The organism is Amycolatopsis minnesotensis, assembly GCF_039529815.1.
GTDB classification, from domain to species: Bacteria; Actinomycetota; Actinomycetes; order Mycobacteriales; family Pseudonocardiaceae; genus Amycolatopsis; species Amycolatopsis minnesotensis.
This window is the reverse complement of the sequence record NZ_BAAANN010000004.1, coordinates 137,815-155,305: the sequence shown is the minus strand read 5'-3', so window position 1 is coordinate 155,305 and position 17,491 is coordinate 137,815. Positions and strand designations below refer to the sequence as shown.

17 protein-coding genes are annotated in these 17,491 nt (G+C 68.7%); 3 read left to right on the top strand and 14 right to left on the bottom strand.

What is annotated here, in order from left to right; all coding sequences use genetic code 11:
- The 11 genes from ABD256_RS06355 to rplJ all read right to left on the bottom strand — a co-directional run bounded on the left by ABD256_RS06355 (window position 1) and on the right by rplJ (window position 11,158).
- On the bottom strand, window positions 1–1,278 hold the full coding sequence (locus tag ABD256_RS06355; protein ID WP_344414465.1) for an MCE family protein: 1,278 nt from the start codon (window positions 1,276–1,278) through the stop codon (window positions 1–3).
- Entirely contained in the window at window positions 1,278–2,510 is a 1,233-nt protein-coding gene (locus ABD256_RS06350) for an MCE family protein (RefSeq protein ID WP_344414463.1), read from the bottom strand. The genes ABD256_RS06355 and ABD256_RS06350 overlap by 1 nt, the downstream gene beginning before the upstream one ends.
- Window positions 2,507–3,703, bottom strand: a complete 1,197-nt coding sequence (locus tag ABD256_RS06345) for an MCE family protein (RefSeq protein ID WP_344414461.1) — start codon at window positions 3,701–3,703, stop codon at window positions 2,507–2,509. Before ABD256_RS06345 ends, ABD256_RS06350 begins: the two co-directional genes overlap by 4 nt.
- The gene (locus tag ABD256_RS06340) at window positions 3,700–4,686 is read right to left on the bottom strand and encodes an MCE family protein (protein WP_344414459.1); all 987 of its coding nucleotides are present in this window, start codon (window positions 4,684–4,686) and stop codon (window positions 3,700–3,702) included. The genes ABD256_RS06345 and ABD256_RS06340 overlap by 4 nt, the downstream gene beginning before the upstream one ends.
- The gene (locus ABD256_RS06335) at window positions 4,683–5,714 is read right to left on the bottom strand and encodes an MCE family protein (protein WP_344414457.1); all 1,032 of its coding nucleotides are present in this window, start codon (window positions 5,712–5,714) and stop codon (window positions 4,683–4,685) included. Before ABD256_RS06335 ends, ABD256_RS06340 begins: the two co-directional genes overlap by 4 nt.
- Entirely contained in the window at window positions 5,714–7,066 is a 1,353-nt protein-coding gene (locus ABD256_RS06330; protein WP_344414455.1) for an MCE family protein, read from the bottom strand. Before ABD256_RS06330 ends, ABD256_RS06335 begins: the two co-directional genes overlap by 1 nt.
- The gene (locus ABD256_RS06325; RefSeq protein ID WP_344414453.1) at window positions 7,063–7,902 is read right to left on the bottom strand and encodes an MlaE family ABC transporter permease; all 840 of its coding nucleotides are present in this window, start codon (window positions 7,900–7,902) and stop codon (window positions 7,063–7,065) included. Before ABD256_RS06325 ends, ABD256_RS06330 begins: the two co-directional genes overlap by 4 nt.
- Before the next feature lie 3 nt (window positions 7,903–7,905).
- Complete coding sequence (locus ABD256_RS06320; RefSeq protein ID WP_344414451.1) at window positions 7,906–8,700, bottom strand: MlaE family ABC transporter permease; 795 nt, start codon at window positions 8,698–8,700, stop codon at window positions 7,906–7,908.
- Window positions 8,701–8,755: 55 nt separating this feature from the next.
- A complete protein-coding gene (locus ABD256_RS06315) occupies window positions 8,756–9,922 on the bottom strand; it encodes an ABC transporter ATP-binding protein (protein ID WP_344414449.1) in 1,167 nt (388 codons plus the stop codon).
- Window positions 9,923–10,181: 259 nt separating this feature from the next.
- Window positions 10,182–10,568, bottom strand: coding sequence for a 50S ribosomal protein L7/L12 (rplL, locus tag ABD256_RS06310; protein ID WP_344414447.1), 387 nt, complete (start codon window positions 10,566–10,568; stop codon window positions 10,182–10,184).
- A gap of 38 nt (window positions 10,569–10,606) precedes the next feature.
- A complete protein-coding gene (rplJ, locus tag ABD256_RS06305; protein WP_344414445.1) occupies window positions 10,607–11,158 on the bottom strand; it encodes a 50S ribosomal protein L10 in 552 nt (183 codons plus the stop codon).
- Between the two features lie 417 nt (window positions 11,159–11,575).
- Between rplJ and ABD256_RS06300 the strand changes: the two genes are divergently transcribed.
- Complete coding sequence (locus tag ABD256_RS06300; protein ID WP_425546390.1) at window positions 11,576–12,475, top strand: hypothetical protein; 900 nt, start codon at window positions 11,576–11,578, stop codon at window positions 12,473–12,475.
- On the opposite strand, the gene ABD256_RS06295 is transcribed toward ABD256_RS06300, so the two are convergent.
- Window positions 12,459–13,181, bottom strand: a complete 723-nt coding sequence (locus ABD256_RS06295; protein WP_344414441.1) for an IclR family transcriptional regulator — start codon at window positions 13,179–13,181, stop codon at window positions 12,459–12,461. The two genes, ABD256_RS06300 and ABD256_RS06295, sit on opposite strands and share 17 nt — an antisense overlap.
- 123 nt (window positions 13,182–13,304) lie before the next feature.
- Between ABD256_RS06295 and ABD256_RS06290 the strand changes: the two genes are divergently transcribed.
- A complete protein-coding gene (locus ABD256_RS06290; protein ID WP_344414868.1) occupies window positions 13,305–14,483 on the top strand; it encodes a CaiB/BaiF CoA transferase family protein in 1,179 nt (392 codons plus the stop codon).
- A complete protein-coding gene (locus ABD256_RS06285; protein WP_344414439.1) occupies window positions 14,480–15,661 on the top strand; it encodes an acyl-CoA dehydrogenase family protein in 1,182 nt (393 codons plus the stop codon). The genes ABD256_RS06290 and ABD256_RS06285 overlap by 4 nt, the downstream gene beginning before the upstream one ends.
- Before the next feature lie 245 nt (window positions 15,662–15,906).
- Here ABD256_RS06285 and ABD256_RS06280 read toward each other — a convergent pair whose 3' ends face one another.
- Window positions 15,907–16,671 carry an alpha/beta fold hydrolase gene (locus ABD256_RS06280; protein ID WP_344414437.1) on the bottom strand — a complete coding sequence of 255 codons (765 nt, stop codon included), beginning with the start codon at window positions 16,669–16,671 and terminating at the stop codon, window positions 15,907–15,909.
- Between the two features lie 71 nt (window positions 16,672–16,742).
- Entirely contained in the window at window positions 16,743–17,459 is a 717-nt protein-coding gene (gene rplA / locus ABD256_RS06275) for a 50S ribosomal protein L1 (RefSeq protein ID WP_344414435.1), read from the bottom strand.
- Window positions 17,460–17,491: the final 32 nt, after the last annotated feature.

Below are 17,491 nucleotides of genomic sequence, written 5' to 3'. Positions count from 1 at the left end.
TCAGCCGGGGAGGCCGAGCAGCCCCGAGATGCCGTTCACGGTCAGCGCCGGCCCACCCGCGACACCGGGCACGCCCCTGGTCGCCCGCTCGTAGGCGAGCTCCTCGGCGGGGCGGTTCTTGTTCGCCTGCACGTCCTGCGGGGACGGGATGGTCGGCACCCCGTTGTACGGCGCGTTCTGGGCCCCGCGCACGCTGATCGGGCTGCCCTTCGGCTCGGCGCAGTAGGCGTCTTCCTTCGGCGGGCGGTCGGTCAGGTTCTTCGCGCCGTCGCCGCCGCGGTACTGGTCGTAGGTCAGGTACCCCTTGGTGCACGGCGGCGGGTCGAACAGGTTCAGCGCGAGGCCGAGGTGCGCGGTGCCGTCGCCCGGCGCGACGGTGTTGCCGCCGACCGACAGCAGCGGGTAGGTCGCGAGCACCTGTTCGAGCCCGTCCTGCCTGGTCACCAGCAGGTTCGACGTGGTGAGCAGGTTCGCCACCACCGCGCCGAGCCCGGGGCCGGTGTCCCGGAGGACGTCGGTGACCTGCTGCGACAGCTTCGGCACCTCGCCGATCACGGTGCGGACGGGCCCGTCGACGTCCTTGAGCGTCTGGCTGATCTTGTTCAGGTCCGAGCTGAACGACTTGAGCGCGCCCGCCTCGTCGTTGCCGGTCTTGAGCACCTGGCCGCCCGCGTCGAGCAGCTGCACGGTCTGCGGCAGGTACTCCTTCGCGGTGCGGGTGAAGTCGCGCGCGGTGTCCATCAGCTTCTGCAGGTCCGGCCCGGTGCCCTGGAAGCCCCGGTACGCCTCGTCGACGACGGTGCGCAGCGAGTCGGTCGGCACCGAGGTCGCGAGGCCGTCGAGACCGGCGACCAGCTTGTCGGTGCTGACCGGCGTCTTGGTGCGGTCGACCGGGATCACCGAACCGGCCTTCAGCGACGGGCCGCCCTCGGCCTTCGGCCGGAGATCGACGTACTGCTCGCCGACCGCGGACCGGTTGGCCACGACGGCCTGCAGGTCGGCGGGCACCTCGGGGGCGTTGGGGTCGATGGCGAGCTCGGCTTCGAGGCCCTTCGCGGTGAGCTTGAGCGGGCCGACCTTGCCGATGTTGTAGCCGCGGTAGGTGACCTCGGCGCCGGTGAAGATGCCACCGGACTCGGCGAGCTCGACCTTCACCGAGTAGCCCTTGTCGCCGAACACCTCGCCGAGCCCGGCGAACCGGACCAGCGCGTACACGATCGCGACGACGGAGATGATCGCGAACGCGACCAGCTGGAGTTTCGTCCTGCGGACCAGCATCAGCCGGCACCCCCGTTCAGGAGGTTGAAGATACCCGCGGCACCGGAGGTCCGCGGGCCGTTCGGGCCGCCTCCGACACCACCGCCCTGGCCACCGGCCGGGTTCGAGGGCTGCTGGGACTGCGGCTCACCGGGCAACGGCAGCGGCGGCGGCTGGTTCGCCGGTGTGCCGGGCACGCCACCGGTGAGCCCCGGCGGGATACCGGGCAGCCCGGAAAGGGGGTTCTGCCTGCTCCGGCCGAGGTTCTTCACGATCTCGCCCAGGTTGAGGTCGACGTTGGCGTAGAGGTTGAAGTAGTCGCCCTTGGCCCCGTCGAGCGCGGCGTCGTTGAACGGGTAGGTCAGCAGCACTTCGAGGGCCTTCGGCAGGTTCGTGCCCGCCTCGCCGAGCTTCTGCAGCGTCGGCAGGAGCGCCTTGAAGTCCGCGACGAGATCGGCCTTGCTGCGGTTGAGGGTGTCGGTCGCGACGCCGGAGAGCGACTGCAGCGCCTGCAGCATCCGCACGAGCTGGCCCCGCTGCTGTTCGAGCACGCCGAGCCCGGGGCCGAGGTTGTCGAGCGCGTTCGCGATCTGGTTCTTCTGCCCGTTCAGGGTCGAGCTGAGCCGGTTGAGCCCGTCGAGCGCGCGCGTGATGTCGCCCGACTCGGCGTCCAGGCTGGTCACCAGCTTGTCCGCGCTGGAGAGCAGGTTCTTGATGTCCGGCTCGTGCCCCGCGGTGACGTTGTTGAGCTCCTTGGTGATGGTGTTGAGCTGGTCGACGCCGCCGCCGTTGAGCAGCATGGACAGCGCGCCGAGCACCTCCTCGACCTCGACGCTACGATTGGTGCGCGGCAACGGGATCACCGCGCCGTCGGCGAGCTTGCCCTGGGCCTGGTCCGGGCCGGGCGAGGCGATCTGCACGTACTTCTCCCCGAGCAGGCTCGACTGCTTGACGTTCGCGATCGCGTTCGCCGGCAGGGTCACCCCGCCGTTGAGGCGCACGGTGACCTCGGCGTTCCAGCCGTCGGGGGTGAGCCCGATCGACTCGACGCGCCCGATCGGCACCTCGTTGACCTTCACCCCGGCCTGCGGCACCAGGTCGAGCACGTCCTTGAACTGCACCTTGACCGTGTACGGGTGGTCGCCGAGATCGGCGCCGCCCGGCAGCGGGATGTCGTAGATCCCGGTGAACCCGCAGCCGGACAGCGTCAGCGCACCCGCAACTCCGACGGCCGCGAGCTTGAGGCGCTTCACTTGGCACCTCCCAGCGCGGACGGCGAGCCGTAGAGATCGCCGACGAGCGGCAGCGGCAGCGGCGGTAGCTGGCCGGTGTTGAGGCCGTTGATGATCTGCGCGACGGACGGCAGCTTCACCAGCCCGTCCACCACCGGTGCCACCTTCGAACAGACGTCGCCGAGCACCTTGAGTGCCTCCGGGGCCTGCTTGAGCAGCCCGCACACCATGGCGACGGGCGGCTGGGTGAGCTCGTTGAGGATCGGGCGGGCGTCGAGCGTGCCCGAGGACGCGTTGTAGGCGTTGACCACGTTGCCGAGGCCGACCGGCGCCACGTCGAGGATCTCGGCGAGCGCCCCTCGCTGGTCCACCAGCGTCTTCGTCACGCTCGCCAGTTTGTCCACATTGGACTTCAACCGGCCGTGGTTGGCGTCGATGAACTGCTGTACCGAGCCGAGCGTGGTGGAGAGCTGCTTGACGGTCTCGGCGAGGTCGCCGCGCTCCCCGGCGAGGAAGCCGGTGACGTCCTGCAGCTGCTGCGAGAACTGGCGGACCTGGCCGTCGCTGTCGGCGAGCGTCTGCGAGAAGTTCGCCAGGTTCTGCACCGTCTTGAACAGGTCGTCCTTGTTGCCCGACAACGTTCCCGCGGCCTGGCTGAGCCGCGTGATCGTGTCGTGCAGGTTCTGCCCGTTGCCCTGGAAGTTCTTCGCCGCGGTGTCGAGCAGGTTCGACAGCGAGCCGTTCTTGTTGGCGCCGTTGGGCCCGAGCGACTGCGTGACGCGGTCGAGGCTCGCGTAGAGGTCGTCGGTCTCCAGCGGCGTCGCCGTCCTGTCCACCGGAACCGTGTCGCCGTCGCCCGCCTTCGGGCCGCCCTTGTAGGCGGGCGCGAGCTGCACGTAGCGGTCACTCACCAGTGACGGCGCGACGATGACCGCCTGCGGGTTCTTCGGCACGGATACCGAGCGGTCGTATTCGAGCTGCACGCGGACCTTGTCCCCGAGCGGCTCGATCTTCGTCACGGTGCCCATCTCGACGCCGAGCATCCGCACGCTGTTGCCCTCGTAGAGGCCGACCGCGCCGGTGAAGTAGGCGGTGAGGTGGTTCTTGCCCGCGTCGCGCATCGCCCACCACAGGCCGCCCGCGACGACGAGCCCGAGCACGCAGGCGATCGTCACCGCGCGGATGAGGGACTGGCCGAACCGGGTGTCACTCATTTCTGGTAACACCCCTCGGAGTTGATCAGCGGGACCGCGGGCAGCACGAGCCCGCAGATGTAGTTGTCGAACCAGCGCCCGTTGCCGATGGTGTTGGTGAACACCCTGATGAACGGCGCGAACTTCGCGATGCCCTGCGCCAGCGAGTCCTGGTTGCGCTGCAGCATCGAGGTGAGCTGGTCGAGCTGTTTGAGCACCGGGTCGAGCTGCTTGTCGTTGTCGTCGACGAGGCCCTGCAGCTGGGTGGACAGCGTCCTGGTGCCGTCGAGCAGGGTGGAAATCGCCTGCTTGCGGTTGGAGATCTCCGCCAGGAGCTTGTTGCCGTCCTCCAGCAGTTTCGTGACCTCGGCGTCGCGGTCGGCGAGGGTCTGGCTCACCTGCTTGGTGTTCGCCAGCAGCGTCGAAAGCTGGCTGTCCCGCTTGGAGATCGTGTCCGACAGCTTCGACAGGCCGGTGAGCGCGCCGCGCAGGTCGCCGGGGGTGTTCGCGAACGTCTGCGTCAGCGTGTCGAAGCTCTTCGCCAGCTGGTCGGTGTTCACGTCGTCGACGGTCTTCGACAGGTCCTGGAAGGCTTCGATGACGTCGTAGGGCGCCATCGTCCGCTCCTTCGGGATCGCGGTGCCCGCGCTGAGCGCCTTCGCGCCGATCGGGTCGAGTGCGAGGTACTTCTGGCCCAGCAGGGTCTTGATCTTGATCGCGGCGCTGGTGCGGTCCCCGAGCCAGGCGTCCTTGACCTTGAACGAGACCTTCACCTTGTCGCCGTCGAGGTCGATGCCGGTGACCTTGCCGACCTTCACGCCCGCGACGCGGACCTCGTCGTCGTCCTTGAGGCCCGCGGCTTCGGAGAATTCCGCGCTGTAGGTGGTGCCCGCCCCGATCACCGGCAGGTTTTCGGAGTTCAGCGCGGCCACGATGCCGAGCACGATCAGCGTGATGCCGACCAGCGCGATGGGGACCGGGTTGCGGCTCTGGAAGCTCTTCATCCGCCGCACCGCTCCCTGTTCACCGGGATCAACGGCAGCGACAACGGCTGCGGCAGCAGGCCGGGGATCGAAACGCCGCCCTTGAACTCGCAGGCGTAGAAGTTGAACCACGACCCGTAGTCGGCGGTCTTGGTCAGCTTCGTCGCCTTCTCCGGCAGGAACTGCAGGAAGTGCTCCACGATCGGCTCGCTGTCGTTGAGGTTCTTCGTGAGCTTGCCGAGCGCGTCGATGTCGTTCTTCAGCGGTTCCCTGACCTCGGTGAGGAAGCCGGCGGTCGTGTTCGCGAGGCCGCCGAGCGCGTCGATCGCGTCCCCGATCGGCTTGCGGTCCTGCGCGAGCCCGGACACCAGCTGCTGCAGCTTGACGATCAGGTCCGACAGCTGCGGGGTGTGCTGGTTGACGGTGTCGAGCACGCCGGTCAGGTTGTCGATCACCTGGCCGATCACCTGGTCCTTCTGCGCGATCGTGGTGGTCAGCGAAGCGGTGTGCGACAGCAGGCTTTCCACCGTGCCGCCCTCGCCCTGCAGCACCTGGATGATCTCGTAGGAGAGCTTGTTGACGTCGTCGGGCTGGAGCGCGCGGAAGAGCGGCTTGAACCCGTTGAACAGCTCGGTGAGGTCGAGGGCGGGCTTCGTGTGGTCGAGCGGGATCTTCCCGCCCGGCGGCAGGATCTTGTTCGCGTCGCCGGTGCCCTCGCCGAGCGAGAGGTAGCGCTGCCCGACGAGGTTGCGGAACTTGATCTGCGCGGTGACGCCCTCGGGCAGCTTGCGGTTCGAGTCCACTTCGAACTCGATCTCGGCCTGGCGCCGGTCGACGATCCGGACGTCCTTGACCTGCCCGACGCGCACGCCCGCGATGCGGACGTCGTCGTTGGGCAGCACGAGCGTCGCGTCGGTGAAGCGCGCCGTGTAGTCCTTGGTGTCGCTGGTGTTGATGTTGGCGATGCTGATCCCGAGCACCGTGGTGAACAGCACGGTCACCACGATGAAAGCGGTCAGCTTGAGCAGGGGTGCGAGCAGTCCGCGCATTACTTGACCGTCACCTCCGCCCCTCGGTAGAGCGGCCCGACCAGCAGGCTGCTCCAGCCGGGCACGTCCGCGGGGTCCTGGCCGGTCTGCATCCCGATGAGCTGGGACAGCAGCCCGTGCTCGGCCTGGGTGTACGCGGGGTTCCCCGCCGGCGCGCCGCCGCCGTTGTAGCCGCCGACCTGCGCCCCGGTGAGCGCCGGGTTCAGGCCGTCGTTCACCGAGCGCCCCGCGGGCGGCGGCACGCTGCCGTCCTTGATCGGGCCGTCCGGCGGGTGCTGCGGGAAGGGCATCGGGAACTGTTTCATGTCGTAGCAGCGCGGGCCGCGCTTTTCCTCGAACTTCGGCTCGTCCTGGCCCGGCTTGTACGGGCCGCGGTTCGCGGTGATCTCCAGCGTGGCGTGCAGGCCGGGCTGCTTGGTGCCCTTGCCGAACACCACGTTGAGATCGCTGGCGAGCTTCGCCATCTGCCCGAGCACGCACGGGTATTCGGGCGAGTACTTCGCGAGCAGCTCCGCGGTCGGGCGCGCGGTGTCGGCGAGCCCGATCAGGTTGCTGGAGTTGGCCTGCAGGAACGACTGCAGGTCGGTCGAGGCGGTGGTGAGCGAACCGTAGAGCGACTGCAGGTTCTGGCGCTGGTCGGCGATCGTCTTCGTGGTCGTGGTCAGGTTGTCCAGACTGGACACCAGATCCGGCGCCGCGTCGCTGAGGTTCCCGGAGAACGTGGCGAGCTGCTTGAGATCCTGCTGCAGCCTCGGCACGTGCGGGTTGAGCTCGCCGACGTACTGGCCGAGTTCGGCCAGGGTGTCCCCGAGCGGCTTGCCGCGGCCGTTGAGCGCGGTCGAAATCGCGCTCAGCGTGCTGGAGAGCTTCTCCGGCTGCACCGCCTGCAGCACCGGCATCAGGTCGTCGAGCGCCTTGTCGAGCTGGACCGCGTTCTTGCTGCGGTCCTGCGGGATCACGTCACCGGATTTCACCGTCGCGCCCGAGGCGTCCGGCGGGATCTCCAGCGACACGAACCGCTCGCCGAACAACGTCTTCGGCAGGAAGCGCGCGCTGACGTTCTTCGGGATCAGCTTCGCCTGCTCCGGGTCGAGGTTCAGGGTCAGCTCGGAGCCCTCGGTGGTCGCGTCGATCTTGGCGACCGAGCCGACGATCAGCCCGCGAACCTTCACGTCGGACTGCTTGATCAGCTGGTTCCCGACGTCGTCCGCCTGCAGCTTCACCGTCACGTACGAGCTGAAGCTCTTGTTGTAGATGGCGATGCTCAGCGCCACCAGGCCGACCATCACGACCACCAGCGCCAGGCCGAGCAGCCGGCGGCGCACCGTCGCCAACGCACTCTTCGAGCTCATCCCGCGATCCTCACCGACACATCGGTGCCCCAGATCGCGAAGCCGATGAAGAAGTTCACGATGGACACCATCACGATCGTCAGCCGGACTGCCCTGCCCACCGCGATCCCGACACCGGCCGGGCCACCGGAGGCCCGGTACCCGTAGAAGCAGTGGGTGAGAATGATCAAGACGCTGAAGATCAGCACCTTGATGAACGAATAGAACACGTCTTGCGGTGGTAAGAACAGGTCGAAGTAGTGGTCGTAGGTTCCGGCTGACTGGTTGTAGATGTAGATAACGACCAACCGCGAAGCGAGATACGAGGCGAGCAGCCCGATCACGTACAGCGGGATCACCGCGACGAACCCGGCGATGATCCGCGTGGTCACCAGGTACGGCAGGCTCGGCACGCCCATCACCTCGAGCGCGTCGATCTCCTCGGAGATCCGCATCGCGCCGAGCTGCGCGGTGAACCCGGCACCGACCGTCGCGGACAGCGCCAGCCCGGCGACCAGCGGCGCGATCTCACGCGTGTTGAAGAAGGCGGTGAGGAAGCCGGTGAACGCCGAGGTGCCGATCGAGTTCAGCGCCGAATAGCCCTGCAGGCCGACGAGCACACCGGTGAACAGCGTCAGGCCGACCATCACGCCGACGGTGCCGCCGATGACCGCGAGCGAGCCGGAGCCGAAGCTGACCTCCGCCAGCAGCCGCAGCACTTCCTTCATGTAGCGGCGGATGGTGCGCGGGGTCCAGGCGAGCGCCCGCGCGTAGAACGACATCTGGTCGCCGAGGCCGTCGAGCGTTTCGAGGGGGCGGTTCGCGATCCGCTTCGCGCCCTGGGTGAAGGAGGACATCGGTCAGGCCAGCTTCCCGGGAACGATCTGCAGGTAGATCAGGGTGATCACGAAATTGACGACGAAGAGCATGAGGAAGGTGATGACCACCGCCTGGTTCACCGCGTCCCCGACGCCCTTCGGCCCGCCTGCCGGGTGCAGCCCGCGGTAGGACGCGACGACCGCGGCGATGAACCCGAAGATCAGCGCCTTGATCTCGCCGACCCAGAGGTCGGGGAGCTGGGCCAGCGCGGAGAAGCTCGCCAGGTACGCGCCAGGCGTGCCGTCCTGCAGGATGACGTTGAAGAAGTACCCGCCGAGCACGCCGATGACGCTCACCATGCCGTTGAGCAGCAACGCGACCAGCATCGACGCGAGCGTCCTCGGCACGATCAGCCGCTGGACCGCGGAGACGCCGAGCACCTCCATCGCGTCGATCTCTTCGCGGATCGTGCGCGCGCCGATGTCGGCGCAGATCGCCGAGCCGCCCGCGCCCGCCACCAGCAACGCCGTCACCAGCGGGCTCGCCTGCTGCACGGTGGCGAGCACGCTGCCGGCACCGGTGTAGGACTGCGCGCCGAGCTGGCGCGCGAGCGAGCCGAACTGCAGCGAGATGACCGCGCCGAACGGGATCGCGACCAGCGCCGTCGGCAGAATCGTCACGCTCGCGATGAACCACGACTGCTGGATGAACTCCCGCAGCTGGAACGGCCGCTGGAAGATACCCCGGATGATGTCGAGACCCAGTGCGAACAGGTTGCCGGTCTCGCGCAGCATCCCCATCCCGGGGATCTTCGCCCCGGAAGCCGTGGAGCTCATGACCGTCCTCGCGTCGAACCTTCAACTGCCGGTGCGCCCGGCGTCCTCTTCGCCGTCACGGCCCGTCCTGCCCGGGACCCCGCGGACGCATGCGGTGCGATCCGCCGGGTCTGGTCGGCTCGGGCAGGCGGGCGACCTGGTCCGCGGGCAACTGCCCGTGGTGCTGGTTCGGGAGCTGCCCCGACGGCTGCTGCTGGCCCGCGCCGACGAGGTGGTGCGGCGAAACGCCGTAGCGCTGCTGCTCCTCCGGCGTGAGGGAGTCGACGATCCCCTCCTGCGCGGCGGGCGGCAGGGTGTGCAGGATCTTCATGACCCGGTCCTTGCGGCGGCGGATCCCCTTGCGCTCCGGCAGTCCCGGGGTCGCTTCGAGCTGCGGCACGATACCCCGCACGTCCTCCGTGGACCCGTCGTGGTGCCCGGCGTCGGCGAGCGCCTGCTCCTCGGCCATCGTCGCCGAGTCCTTCTCCTCCGACATGCCGATCGGGCCGAGCCTGCTGCCGTTGAGGAACTGCTTCACCACCGGCTCGTCACTGGTCAGCAGGACCTCGCGCGGCCCGAACATGACCAGTTCCTTGCGGAAGAGCATGCCGATGTTGTCCGGCACGGTCCGCGCCAGGTTGATGTTGTGCGACACGATCAGGATCGTGGCGTCGATCTGCGCGTTCAGGTCGATCAGCAGCTGCGAGATGTAGGTCGTGCGGACCGGGTCGAGGCCGGAGTCCGGCTCGTCGCACAGGATGATCTCGGGGTCCAGCACCAGCGCGCGCGACAGCCCGGCGCGCTTGCGCATCCCGCCCGAGATCTCACCGGGGAGCTTCGTCTCCGCACCGGCGAGACCCGTCATCTCGAGCTTCTCCAGCACGATCTTGCGGATCTCGGTCTCGGACTTCTTCGTGTGCTCCCGCAACGGGAACGCCACGTTGTCGTAGAGGTTCATCGACCCGAACAGCGCGCCGTCCTGGAACAGCACCCCGAACAGCTTGCGGGTCTCGTACAGCTTGTGCTCGGAGCACGTCACGATGTCCACGCCGTTGATGACGCAGCGCCCGCGGTCCGGCTTGAGCAGCCCGATCATCGACTTGAGGAACACCGACTTGCCGGTACCCGACGGTCCCAGCATCACCGACACCTCGCCCGGCGGAAGCGTGAGCGTCACGTCCCGCCAGATGGCCTGCTTACCGAAGGACTTGGTCAGGCCTTCGACGACCACCTCGGCACCCATCGCACCTCCCGGAGCTGTTGCCCACCCGCCGCCGCACGCACCCGACCCGGCACGCGTGCGCCGTCACCCGCGTCACTGAAGGTGCAACGAGTTGAGTGCGGACAGGTTACTCGCGAGTTTAGATTTTTCAATACCGGTATCCCGCGCTGGCAGCACCGTAGTGCACCCGTGCCCGGTACGCCGATCGGGCGTTCTACCACGAAAAACGGGGGCAGGAACCGGGTCCGGTTCCTGCCCCCGTTTCCGGGTACCGCGGGAGTTACTTGATGGTGACCTTGGCGCCGGCCGCCTCGAGCTTCTCCTTGGCCGCGTCGGCGGCTTCCTTGTCGACCTTCTCCAGGAGGGCCTTGGGCGCGCCCTCGACCATCTCCTTGGCCTCCTTCAGGCCCAGGCCCGAGACGACCTCGCGGACGACCTTGATGACCTGGATCTTCTTGTCGCCGGCCGACTCGAGGACGACGTCGAACTCGTCCTGCTCCTCGACCGGGGCGTCAGCGGCGGCGCCGGGGGCCGCGGCGACGACGGCAGCCGGGGCGGCCGCGGTGACGTCGAAGGTCTCCTCGAACTGCTTCACGAACTCGGACAGCTCAAGCAGCGTCAGCTCCTTGAAGGCGTCGAGCAGTTCGTCGGTGCTCAGCTTCGCCATGATGGCTTCCTTTCTAACTACCGTTCAGGGGTGTGTGTTCAGCTCTCGGCGGGTGCTTCGGCTGCATCTCCGGACTCGGCCTTGCGCTTGTCTTCGAGCGCGGCGGCCAGGCGGGCCACCTGGGACGCCGGCGCCTGGAACAGCGCCGCGGCCTGGGAGAGCTTCGCCTTGAACGCGCCCGCTGCCTTCGACAGCAGGACCTCGCGGCTGTCGAGGTCAGCGATCTTGCTGATCTCGGCAACGCTGAGCGGGCGGCCATCCATGTAGCCGCCCTTGATCACAAGCGCGTTGTTGTCCTTCGCGAAGTCACGAAGAGCCTTCGCGGCGTCGACCGCTTCACCCTCGACGAAGGTGATCGCGGTGGGGCCGACGAACAGGTCGTCGAGCCCCTCGATGCCGGCGTCCTCGGCGGCACGCTTGACGAGGCTGTTCTTCGCGACCCGGTACTTGGCACTGGTGCCGAGAGCGCGGCGCAGCTGGGACAGCTGGGACACGGAGAGGCCGGTGTACTCGGTGACAACGGTTGCCGAGCTCGTGCGGAACCTGTCCGCGATCTCGGCGACGGCCGCCACCTTGTCGGGCTTCGCCATGGGTCGCCTCCTCTCTTGGCTGGTGTTTCTTGCGGATATCCGCAGACCGCCAAGAGAGCCCCGAAACGACGAAACGCCCCAGCGCAGACAGGCGCGGGGCGTCAACGCACACTGGTGGTGCGAGCCTCGTTCCTCCTGCGCGGGCCGTCCGCCTTCAGCGGAGCCTTCGTCCCTGAGCGAACCCAGGAAAACCAGCGGTCTTCGGTAGAACCGCCACCCAGAATACGCGACCCGCCCCCACACCCCCGAGGGGCCCCCTCAAGTGCGTTTAGCGGGCTAAACGCGCTCGTTGCCCATGCTAACCATCGCCACCCCCTGCCACCCCGAGGCGGCACCCACCTGCGGTTAGCGGGCTAAATGTAGTTTTCCCCGCGCCGGGCGGCGACGGTCGGTGGCAGAGCAGGCATCATGGGTCACGTGGCCGAGCAGGAACCTGGCAAGGACGAGAACGCGGAGCCGTCGCGCCGCGGCGACGAGCCGCAGCCGCTCGACCCGGAGCAGCTGCGCCAGTTCCAGCAGTTCCAGCAATTCCAGGAGTACCTGCGCTTCACCGAGGCGCAGCGCCTGGCAGGAGCCCAGCCCGGCGCGACCGCCCTGCCCGAAGCCGGGCAGCCGGGCAGCGAGCTGGCCACCCAGCGGGCCCCGCGGCTGGTGCCCCAGCAGCAGCACCCGCCCGCGCCGCCGCCCGGCCAGCCGCCCGTCCTGTCGGGCTCGCAGCCGTACCTTCCGGTGCCGCGCGAGGAGAACCTGCCCGCGACCCGCCCCAAGATCAAGGCGCCCCGCTGGCTGAAGCGGCTCGGCGGCAAGGTGCTGAGCGCCGTGCTGCTCCTGATCGTGCTGATCATCGCGGGCAAGCTCGCCTGGAACTACTTCTTCGGCACCGGCGAAGACCCCGATCTGCCCGCGAACGTCACCGGCGGCAAGCAGTACCAGCAGACCCAGTACCTGCCCACCCAGCCGTACGAAGCCGTCCGCCAGGTCTACGAACTGATCGATAAGAACAGCCCTGCCGCGTGCGAGCGGTTCCAGGAGAACGTGCGCCCGGTGTTCGCCAGGAACTTCGGGGCCGCGGACTGCGCCGCCGCGGTCACCGCCCTGCACGCGCGGGTAACCGACGATTGGGCGTACGCGTTCTCGGTGCGCCAGCGCGACTCGACCGTCGACTTCCCCCCGACGATCACGATCAGCTCGTGCTCGTTCCCGATCAAGGGTGGTCCGCCGCTCGGCGTGTTCACCCTGACCCGCGTCGACAAGGGCCAGTGGCTGATCACCGACCACCGGGCCGAGACCTGCGCGAGCGCTACGCCGACGCGCTGAGCAGGAGCGCGACGAACTCGTCCAGGCGCGCGCTCACGGTGTCGGCGTGGTCGGCGATCGCGAGTGCCGCCACGACCCGCCCCTCCTCGACGACCGGCACGGCGACCGCGGTGACCGACCGCATGACGTGCCCCGATGCCACGACGGCGTACCCCCGCGAACGGATCTTTTCGGCGTCGGCGAGCAGGGCGACCGCGGCGGCCGTGTCATCCCCGAGCACGGCCGACACGACCGCGCGCCGGTCCCGCTCCGGCAGATGCGCGAGCAGGACCCGGCCCGCCGCCGTTCTGGGCAGCGCGGAGCGCAGGCTCTTCGAAAGTGCGTAGTCGAACGGCTCGTCGGTCCCCGCCCAGTCGACGTACACGGCGTTGTCCCCGACGCGGACCGCGAGCAGCGCGGGCGTCCCGGATCGCCCGCTCAACGCGACCAGGTCCGCGTGCGCGAGCGACCGCACCGGGACCCGCCCCGACCTCATCGACAACACGTGCGGCGCGGGTCCGAGCAGGAACCGGTGGTCCTCTTCGTCGAGGTAGCCCGCCGCGACGAGCCCGTTGACGAGCTTCTGGATGGACGACACCGGCGCCTCGAGCCGCACGGCGAGCTGGGTGAGCGTGAGCCCTGACCCGCTGTTCGCGACCGCCTCGAGAATGGCGGCGATCCGGTCCACCGTGCGATGTCCCGGCCTGCGAATCGAGGTCGAATCCATGACAATCCTATCTATATAGGTATCAGCGTATCACATTGCGTATTTTAGTTAGCCTACCTAAGCTTATTGACAAGAGCGGAAGCCAGGAACAGCGAGGAGGACACGGTGACCGGTACCGAACGAATCGAAGAGGGCGCGCTGGACGGTGTGCGGGTCGTCGATCTCGCCTCGGTCGTGATGGGTCCGTACGCGACGCAGATCCTCGGCGACCTCGGCGCGGACGTGATCAAGATCGAGTCCCCCGCCGGCGACAGCACGCGCGTCACCAGGCCGCAGCGCCACGAGGGCATGGGCGCGCTCGCGCTCAACGTCAACCGGAACAAGCGCAGCGTCGTGCTCGACCTCAAGACAGGTCCCGGACACGAAGCGGCCTTGCGCCTCATCCGCGGCGCGGACGTACTGGTGACGAACATGCGGCCCGGCGCGCTGGAGCGCCTCGGCCTCAGCTACGACGACCTCGCGCGGGAGAACCCCAAGCTCATCTACTGCAACGCACAGGGCTTCCGGAGCGACTCCGACCGCGCCGGCCTGGCCGCCTACGACGAGATCGTGCAGGCCTCGTCCGGGATGGCCGACCTGATGCGCCGCGCGACCGGCACCCCCACCTACGCGCCGACGATCCTGGCCGACAAGCTGTGCGCGCTGACCATCGTCTACTCGGTGCTCGCCGCGCTCGTCCGCCAGCGCGCTACCGGGCGTGGCCAGCGGGTCGAGGTCCCGATGGCCGACACGATGCTCGCCTTCAACCTGGTCGAGCACCTCGCCGGGCACACCTTCGAGCCCGCGGAGGGGCCGATGGGCTTCAACCGCTCGATGACGCCTGGACATCGAGCGGTGCGCACGAGCGACGGCTGGGCGTGCATCCTGCCCTACAACGAAAAGAACATCCGCGACTTCTTCACCGCGGTGGACCGTCCCGGCCTCGCCGCCGACCCGCGCTTCGGTGACCCCGCGAGCCGCGCGAAGCACTACGGCGAGTTGTACGAGGAGATCGAGAAGGTCGCCGTGGAGCGCACCACCGCCGAATGGCAGGAACTCTGCGCCAGGCTGTCCGTGCCGTTCGCACCGGTGCTCGAACTCGAGGACGCCGAAACCGATCCGTACTTCACCGACGGCGGCGTGCTGAGCGTCGCCGAGCACCCGACGGAAGGCAAGTACCGGCAGATCGGCTCGCCCGTCCTGTTGTCCGAGACTCCGGCGAGCGTGCGGTCCCACTGCCCGTCGCTCGGCGAACACACCGAAGAGGTGCTCGCCGAGATCGGCTACTCCGCGGCCGAGATCGCCGAGGTGAGTGTCCGATGACCGGGTTCGAGCGCCTGCCAGGAGACTTCTACGGCTACGCCGACCTGCTGTCCGACGAGGACAAGGAAGTGCTCGCGAAGGTCCGCCGGTTCCTGGCGGACGAGGTCGCGCCGATCGCCGACGAGTACTGGGAGCGCGCGGAATTCCCGCACCACCTGATCCCGGGCATCGCCGGGCTCGGCATCGTCGGCCTCGGCATGGACTGGCCGGACCGGCCGCGCCGCAGCAAGCTGCTGACCTCGTTCATCGCGCTCGAGTTCGCCCGTGTCGACCCGTCGATGGCCACTTTCTTCGGCGTGCACAACGGACTCGCGATGGCGAGCGTCGACCTGTGCGGTTCACCGGAGCAGAAGGAGCGCTGGCTGCCCGCGATGCGGTCGATGGAGCAGATCGGCGCGTTCGGGCTCACCGAACCGCACGGCGGTTCCGACGTCGCGGGCGGCCTGGAGACCATCGCGCGCCGCGACGGCGACAAGTGGGTGCTCGACGGCGCCAAGCGCTGGATCGGCAACGCGACCTTCGCCGACCTCGTGATCATCTGGGCGCGCGACGAGGCAGATGACCAGGTCAAGGGGTTCGTGGTCGAGAAGGGCACGCCGGGGTTCGACGCACGCAAGATCGAGCGCAAGCTCGCGCTGCGGACCGTGCAGAACGCCGACATCACGCTCACCGGCTGCCGGGTGCCCGACGCGAACCGGCTCACCGGCGCGAACTCCTTCCGCGACACCGGGAAAGTGCTGCGGCTGACGCGCGGCGGCGTCGCCTGGAGCGCGGTGGGCGCGATGATGGGCGCTTACGAGCTCGCTCGCGACTACGCGACGGAGCGGGTGCAGTTCGGGAAGCCGATCGCGAAGTTCCAGCTCGTGCAGGACCACCTCGCGACGATCCTGTCGAACGTGACCGCCTCGCTCGGGATGGCGGTCCGGGTGGCCCAACTGCAGGACAACGGGGTGTTCCGCGACGAACAGGCCGCGATGGCGAAGTCCTTCTGCACGAGCAGGCTCCGGGAGAGCGTGGCGCACGCACGGGAGGTCTTCGGCGGCAACGGGATCGTGCTCGACTACCAGATCGGCCGCTTCTTCAACGACGCCGAAGCCCTCTACTCCTACGAGGGCACGCGCGAGATGAACACCCTCATCGTGGGCAGGGCCGCCACCGGCATGGGCGCCTTCGTCTGACCCGCCCGGCGCGTTTAGCCCGCTAAACGCAGCTCAGCCCCGCGTCGCCAGTTCCCCCGGCGACGCGGGCACCGTCGACGTTTAGCCCGCTAAACGCGCGCGACCAGGCTTCACCCCGGATCGGTGCGGCTGGGGCCCGGACGACGTTTAGCCCGCTAAACGCACGCGGCCGGATCCCGCTGGCCGGGGCCGGAGTGGCAGGGCCCCGGGGACGTTTAGCCCGCTGAATGCGGGCGGGCGGGGGGTCAGGTGGCGAGGAAGTCGACCAGGGCCTTGGTGAACTCGGGGCGGCTGAGGGCGGTGACGTGGTCCCCCGGCACCCGCACCAGGCGCGCGCCCGCGATCGCGGCGGCCAGCCGTTCCGGTTCCGCGGCCAGCTGGTCGCTTTCCCCGGCGAACACCAGCGTCGGCACGGTGATCGCGGTCAGGTCGATCGAGGTCGGCCGGTCGGCGCGGATCACGGCGGCGAGCGCGACCCGGTCGGAGCCCACGAAGTCGACGAGGGCGCGGAACGGCGCACCGGCCGCCGGGATGTCGGAAGGGTCGTCCGCGAGCAGCGCGCCGGCGATGTCGTCCGCGGTCACCACGTTGCCGTCGAAACCGCCGAAGTCGACGACCCCCGAGCCGACGCCGCCGGTCGCCAGGCACCGGACCCGCTTGTCCGTGCCCGCGACGAGGAGCGACAGCACCGCACCCAGCGAGTACCCCACGAGGGAGATTTCGTCGACGCCGAGTTCGTCGATCAGCGCCGAGACGTCCTTCGTCATCGCTTCGGCGGTGTACGCGGACGAATCGTGCGGCGCCTCCGACGCACCATGCCCGCGCGCGTCGAGCGCGACGACCGGGTAGCCCGCGTCGGACAGCGCGGCGACCACGCCGGTCAGCACCCAGTTCGCGTCCGCGTTCGCGGCGAACCCGTGGTAGAGCACCACCGGGCGCGCGTGCCCGTCGCTCCCCTCCCACACCTGGTAGGCGAGGCGGACACCGTCGAACGAAGCAAACGTGGGCATGCGTCCATCACACACGAAAAAGGACGGCCCCGCGTGATGCAGGGCCGCCCTTCTTACGTGATTTACCTAGCTCAGACCGCGTCCTCGGCAAGGAGGTTGCGGGTGCGAGCCGGGTCGACCGGGATGCCGGGACCCATCGTCGTGGAGAAGGTGACCTTCTTGACGTAGCGGCCCTTCGCCGAGGACGGCTTGGCACGCAGGATCTCGTCCAGCGCCGCGGCGTAGTTCTCGACCAGCTTGTCGGTGTCGAAGGACGCTTTGCCGATCACGAGGTGCAGGTTGGCCTGCTTGTCGACGCGGAAGTTGACCTTGCCGCCCTTGATGTCGGCGACGGCCTTGGCGACCGCAGGGGTCACCGTGCCGGTCTTCGGGTTCGGCATCAGGCCGCGCGGGCCGAGGATGCGGGCGATCCGGCCGACCTTCGCCATCTGGTCCGGAGTCGCGATCGCGGCGTCGAAGTCGAGCCAGCCACCCTGGATGCGCTCGATCAACTCGTCGGTGCCGACCGCGTCCGCGCCGGCGGCCTCGGCCTCGGCGGCCTTGTCGCCGGTGGCGAAGACGATGACGCGGGCGGTCTTACCGGTACCGTGCGGCAGGTTCACGGTGCCGCGGACCATCTGGTCGGCCTTGCGGGGGTCCACGCCGAGCCGCATGGCGACCTCGACGGTGGCGTCCAGCTTGACCTTGGTGGTCTCCTTGGCGAGCTTCGCCGCCTCGAGCGGTGCGTACAGCCGCTCGCGGTCGATCAGCTCGGCGGCCTGGCGGTAGGCCTTGCTGCGCTTGGTCATGCTCTGTCCTTAGCTAGATACGAAAGTGGATC

What these genes read in the sequence shown, in the direction of transcription:
- ABD256_RS06345 (WP_344414461.1), bottom strand. Translation starts at nt 3,703, where the DNA reads ATGAGTGACACCCGGTTCGGCCAGTCCCTCATCCGCGCGGTGACGATC.
- ABD256_RS06355 (WP_344414465.1), bottom strand. Translation starts at nt 1,278, where the DNA reads ATGCTGGTCCGCAGGACGAAACTCCAGCTGGTCGCGTTCGCGATCATC.
- ABD256_RS06330 (WP_344414455.1), bottom strand. Translation starts at nt 7,066, where the DNA reads ATGAGCTCGAAGAGTGCGTTGGCGACGGTGCGCCGCCGGCTGCTCGGC.
- ABD256_RS06315 (WP_344414449.1), bottom strand. Translation starts at nt 9,922, where the DNA reads ATGGGTGCCGAGGTGGTCGTCGAAGGCCTGACCAAGTCCTTCGGTAAG.
- ABD256_RS06340 (WP_344414459.1), bottom strand. Translation starts at nt 4,686, where the DNA reads ATGAAGAGCTTCCAGAGCCGCAACCCGGTCCCCATCGCGCTGGTCGGC.
- ABD256_RS06335 (WP_344414457.1), bottom strand. Translation starts at nt 5,714, where the DNA reads ATGCGCGGACTGCTCGCACCCCTGCTCAAGCTGACCGCTTTCATCGTG.
- ABD256_RS06285 (WP_344414439.1), top strand. Translation starts at nt 14,480, where the DNA reads ATGACCGGGTTCGAGCGCCTGCCAGGAGACTTCTACGGCTACGCCGAC.
- ABD256_RS06295 (WP_344414441.1), bottom strand. Translation starts at nt 13,181, where the DNA reads ATGGATTCGACCTCGATTCGCAGGCCGGGACATCGCACGGTGGACCGG.
- ABD256_RS06320 (WP_344414451.1), bottom strand. Translation starts at nt 8,700, where the DNA reads ATGAGCTCCACGGCTTCCGGGGCGAAGATCCCCGGGATGGGGATGCTG.
- ABD256_RS06325 (WP_344414453.1), bottom strand. Translation starts at nt 7,902, where the DNA reads ATGTCCTCCTTCACCCAGGGCGCGAAGCGGATCGCGAACCGCCCCCTC.
- rplA (WP_344414435.1), bottom strand. Translation starts at nt 17,459, where the DNA reads ATGACCAAGCGCAGCAAGGCCTACCGCCAGGCCGCCGAGCTGATCGAC.
- ABD256_RS06280 (WP_344414437.1), bottom strand. Translation starts at nt 16,671, where the DNA reads ATGCCCACGTTTGCTTCGTTCGACGGTGTCCGCCTCGCCTACCAGGTG.
- rplJ (WP_344414445.1), bottom strand. Translation starts at nt 11,158, where the DNA reads ATGGCGAAGCCCGACAAGGTGGCGGCCGTCGCCGAGATCGCGGACAGG.
- rplL (WP_344414447.1), bottom strand. Translation starts at nt 10,568, where the DNA reads ATGGCGAAGCTGAGCACCGACGAACTGCTCGACGCCTTCAAGGAGCTG.